This is a genomic window from Corynebacterium macclintockiae, assembly GCF_027570165.1.
GTDB lineage: Bacteria > Actinomycetota > Actinomycetes > Mycobacteriales > Mycobacteriaceae > Corynebacterium > Corynebacterium macclintockiae.
The window spans coordinates 1-1290 of sequence record NZ_JAKMUV010000028.1; the positions used below are offsets into that span (position 1 = coordinate 1).

Below are 1290 nucleotides of genomic sequence, written 5' to 3' on the forward strand. Positions count from 1 at the left end.
AGTGTGCGACCTAGCCGGTGCACCACAGGAACTGATCAACACCACCACCGGTGTCGTCGAGGGACACACCACCCAAACGTTGTACGGCAAGCGCACCTGGTCCGGTCGGTGCACCAGCCCGTTGTTGTTTGCAGGCCAATACGAGGATGCGGAATCAGGGTGGGCGTACAACCGGTTCCGCTACTACAACCCCACCCTGGGCGCCTACAACGCCCAAGACCCCCTCGGAATCGCCCCACGACTAGCCTCAGCACAAGGGTATGTTGACCACGCAGCATTCTGGGTGGACGTTCTGGGGCTAAAGGGTTGCTGGGGTAAGGCAAACGAGGTTAAAGACCACTACGTGTACCATTACGTTAATGGAGAAAAACTACATATGTAGGAATAATCAAGCATCCTAAGATGAGGGCAATTCAACACGCGATAACGCACCCGATCACACGTCCCATAGGCGGAATGGACGTCCTTAATAGAAACAATCCTTTGGGCAAGTATGAAGCACGTGGAGTCGAACAGCACCTCATCGAACGCTTAAGAATGTCAAATCCGCCAAAAGTCACACAAGCCGAATACAAAGATCTCGGACTAGAGAATGGTTTCCTCGAAAACAAAATAAATAGCATGAGCAAGAACCATAGGTTCTACGATCAGGGAACTGAATTCGAACAAGAATGGATAGAGAATCGTTATCCAGAGATACAATAAGGAGTTAACTTGCTGAAATTCTCTTTAGACAGCCCCAAAGGCAGCCGCCCTAAAGCTGGACAGCTTTACCTAATGAAAACCACCCTCGGATATATCCCTGCTGGTGTTACCTCCACCGAGGCATTCTTCGGTGCGGCTGCAATGCTCCACCCTTATCGTGCGCTCATCAGCGACCCATCCGATACATCTTGGTTCCCGCTCGTCGAAAAGAACGAACTACTTATTCCACCAATTCAGATCGCCAAGAGTGACTTCAGAAAAGGCGGACCTTTTCAAAGAATCCCAGAGAAGAACCATCCTAATGCCATCCCTTTTGACAACTACTTCTACTACACACTCGCGATCTTCTGGTCACCAGAGGAGCAAGCTTTCGTCCCTATAACAAGAGAAAATGAGTGGGTTCCGAAGGAAAGACGGATCATCAACTACGAGATCCACGACACAAATCCGCCACAAGGCGGCACCACGGATAAAGCCCCAGAAGGCACCTACTTTATGACCACTGTCCTAGGCGGCTATCGCGAAATCGAGTATGCCCTTGAAGACGCTCTCGCCTACTACGGACTGATCGATACCCCGCGCCCT

At 50.8% G+C, this 1290-nt stretch carries 2 protein-coding genes and 1 pseudogene; all 3 read left to right on the forward strand.

Annotated features, from left to right (window positions below):
• The coding region (locus L8U58_RS10115) for an RHS repeat-associated core domain-containing protein (protein WP_269955270.1) at positions 1-382 on the forward strand (382 nt) is incomplete at its 5' end.
• A gap of 101 nt (positions 383-483) precedes the next feature.
• On the forward strand, positions 484-705 hold the full coding sequence (locus tag L8U58_RS10120; RefSeq protein ID WP_269955271.1) for a hypothetical protein: 222 nt from the start codon (positions 484-486) through the stop codon (positions 703-705).
• A gap of 9 nt (positions 706-714) precedes the next feature.
• Positions 715-1290 (forward strand): annotated as a pseudogene (locus L8U58_RS10125) (hypothetical protein); the annotation flags it as partial.